3 protein-coding genes are annotated in these 3,199 nt (G+C 36.9%); 1 reads left to right on the forward strand and 2 read right to left on the reverse strand.

Annotated features, from left to right (window positions below; translation table 11 throughout):
- Nucleotides 1–669: aminotransferase class I/II-fold pyridoxal phosphate-dependent enzyme (locus B7C60_RS18660; RefSeq protein WP_245869034.1), on the forward strand; the 669-nt coding region annotated here is incomplete at its 5' end.
- 152 nt (nucleotides 670–821) lie between these two features.
- Here the strand turns inward: B7C60_RS18660 and B7C60_RS08815 are convergent.
- Complete coding sequence (locus tag B7C60_RS08815) at nucleotides 822–2,855, reverse strand: hybrid sensor histidine kinase/response regulator (protein ID WP_099611322.1); 2,034 nt, start codon at nucleotides 2,853–2,855, stop codon at nucleotides 822–824.
- Between the two features lie 34 nt (nucleotides 2,856–2,889).
- Nucleotides 2,890–3,199: SbcC/MukB-like Walker B domain-containing protein (locus tag B7C60_RS18665; RefSeq protein ID WP_281251684.1), on the reverse strand; the 310-nt coding region annotated here is incomplete at its 5' end.

Genomic DNA, 3,199 nt, shown 5'->3' on the forward strand with positions numbered 1-3,199 from the left:
GGTATCATCGCGGTAGACTCGATTTATAGCACGATAGGCACCATCGCACCACTTGTCGACCTTGTCGCAATTGCTAAGCAATATCAATGTGCCATTTTGGTTGATGAGTCCCATTCATTAGGCGTTTACGGCCCTCAAGGAGCCGGGCTACTATGTGAATTAGGGCTATCAGAACAGGTCGATTTTATGACGGTCAGCCTTGCAAAAACTTTTGCTTATCGGGCTGGAGCGATATGGGCCAATAATCATGTGGATAAATGTCTCCCCTTTGTTGGCTATCCTGCCATCTTTAGTTCTACGATTTTACCGTATGAAGTTGAAGCGTTAAGTGCAACATTAGAAGTAATCAAAGCCGCTGATGAAAAAAGAGCAAAACTGTTGCATGATGCACATACCTTACGTACAGAATTGATGCATATGGGGTTTACCATCCGTAGCCAATCTCAAATTATCGCGTTAGAAACTGGAGATGAAAGAAACACAGAAAAAGTCAGAGACTATTTAGAAGAAAATGGTGTATTTGGTGCAGTTTTTTGTCGGCCGGCGACAGCAAAAAATAAAAACATTATTCGTTTATCTTTAAACTGCTCATTAACTCAAGAGCAATTGGATAAAATTATTCATGTTTGTAGCTTGGCCATTAAAAATCCAAATTTATATTTTAAATAATCATTATACCCAAACAACTTGGAATTGCAGGTAGGCGGCAAGTACGTGAACCAACGTAGCCTCTGCAGCTTCAAGTAAGAAGCGGGGATAATGATGCTAAGTGATCAAGTATAACATTGATCACTTAGCTTGAATAAACTACAACCAGTTTGCTATTTTTTTAATAGAATATCTTTATCTGCAGGTTTTACGATATAATCATTCATGCCATTTTTATAGATTGCATTAATTGTTTCTGAACGATCATCTCCAGTATAACCAATGATAGGAATTTTACTCTCATCGGTATTTAATTTACGAATCGCTTCTGCTGCTTTAAAACCATTCATAATGGGCATATCAAGATCCATAATGATTAGATCTACGCTTTCATTTGAAAGAATATCTAATGCATGTTTACCATTATTTGCTTGAACTATATCGTAACCCTGTTTTTCTAATAAGAGTGCCGAAAATGTTCGTAATGACTCATTATCATCCACTAACAAAATACGTCGTTGATAACAAACATCAGGACGTTTAATCAGGTTTCTATCTTCAGCCAGGTTATCCATTTCAAAAAATAGCTGATCGAACATTAGTGGACTATTCAATAATAAATGATGTAACTCGATCGGATAAACCGTTATGTAACGAGAAATATTCACTGGATAACTTTGGTTCTTATCATATAAATAACAAATTCTTGCCTCCGTGAAGTGAAATTTATTCTCTAATATATTCAATTTATCCCATTGCGATGATAATTTTTCAAGGTTTACTAATATAACATCAAATTCAAATTCAAACTCTTCTCGATGAATCGCCTCTTCGAGGCTTATTATATGCATCGAAAAACCTTGATAAAATGCTTGTTCAAGTAAGTGATGGTAAATAACTTCCGCCTGACCAATATAAAGTACTGACTTAGATTTCATTAAATCAAGCTTAAGTTGCTTCACTTGATCAGAAAAATAATCAGGAAAAGTTAAAATAAACTCCGTCCATTCTCCCAAAACTGAACGGCAATCAATACTACCAGCAAACGAACGCATGACTTTTCGGCAAAAAGGTAGCCCCAGTCCATAACTATTATTTTTACCAAAAGTATAAAAATCTTTAAAAATTTCATCTAGCTGATCGGGGGCAATTCCAATGCCATTATCTCTGACTACAATCAGGTTGTCGCCATCTTGCCGTTTTAACTTAATATCAACCTGAAAGTGCTCACTGTTTTGATAATAAAATGCATTTTTTAACAAGTTATATAACGCAAATTTAAGTAGAGTGTCGCTCCCTAAAAAATCAAACTCATGCTCGATGGTGACTTTTAACATCGATTTATCCAACGCTTTGGGGTAAGAAAAAGAGCGGATCGCATTGTTGACTATCGCTTTCGCAGAATGCTTTTTAAAAGTTGAGGTAGAAACTCGATTCTCATCAATCGAGGTCAATAATAAATCGATTGTCTCATTACCTGAATGAATCACCTCATCGGCATTAGTAAGAATTTCATGTAGCTGCTCTAATTCTTGAGCCGTTAATGTATAATTAGCCGTTGAGGATTGAGTCGTAGGCAATATAGAACGTAATACATCTACTGATGATTTTAACGCACTCAATGGATTACGCATTTCATGGGCAATGCCAGCCCCAAAAGATTTCGCAATTGAGACTTTACTTTCATGAGATACCTGATTACGAAAATAGAACAAGTTGCCAAATACATAGGTAAAGATAAAGATCGGAATATAAGTTAATGAAATGGGCTGACTCGGCTCAGTATTCATCACATAATAGGCAGAAAAATAAGCCATTAATGATGCAATTAACGCTTGAATTAACATCACTTTGGTTTCATGTACCAACAAAATGTGTAAGAAGATAGAAGCCATGAAAGACATCGCCCATTCGGTTGACCAGCCATTCATTAACATCATATAAAAAAAGAAAAAAGGTAAGCAAAAGCCAATAGCCACAAGGTAATAATACGGTAAATAACGGTGTAATACCTTAGGAAAAGCGTGCCGAAAGGCAATGCCAGCAAATAACAGTGAACAAAAACCACGCAGTGCTAAAGACTCATACGGCTGCGGAAAAAGGTAGGCCCATACATAATAATAGATAGGAAAACCGATCAGCCCCATCCATCCAACTAACGTTAGGTTTGGCTCCGCATATTGGTATATTTTTTTTATTGCATCCATATTATTCGCCAGTACGAGTGAGCAAGTAGTACCACTATACAATAAGTTTAATGTTACTGCCGCGAACAGATGTCTCAACATCCAATCTTAATGCAATTTGCTCTTTTAATTCAGCCACATGAGAAATAATGCCAATACAACGCCCCCCTTGTTGTAAATCGATCAAGGTTTGAATCGCCAAATCCAAAGATTCAGGATCTAAACTACCGAATCCTTCATCAATAAATAAGGTTTCTAGGCGAATACCGCCGCTATAAGATTGCACCACATCGGATAACCCCAAAGCGAGTGATAGTGCCGCCATAAAAGATTCTCCGCCTGATAATGTCGCAACATCACGCCAT

This window comes from Vibrio fujianensis (assembly GCF_002749895.1).
In the GTDB taxonomy this organism is placed as follows: Bacteria; Pseudomonadota; Gammaproteobacteria; order Enterobacterales; family Vibrionaceae; genus Vibrio; species Vibrio fujianensis.

Bases quoted from the DNA above. Each gene is read 5' to 3' on its own strand.
- B7C60_RS08815 (WP_099611322.1), bottom strand. From the start codon at position 2,855: ATGGATGCAATAAAAAAAATATACCAATATGCGGAGCCAAACCTAACG.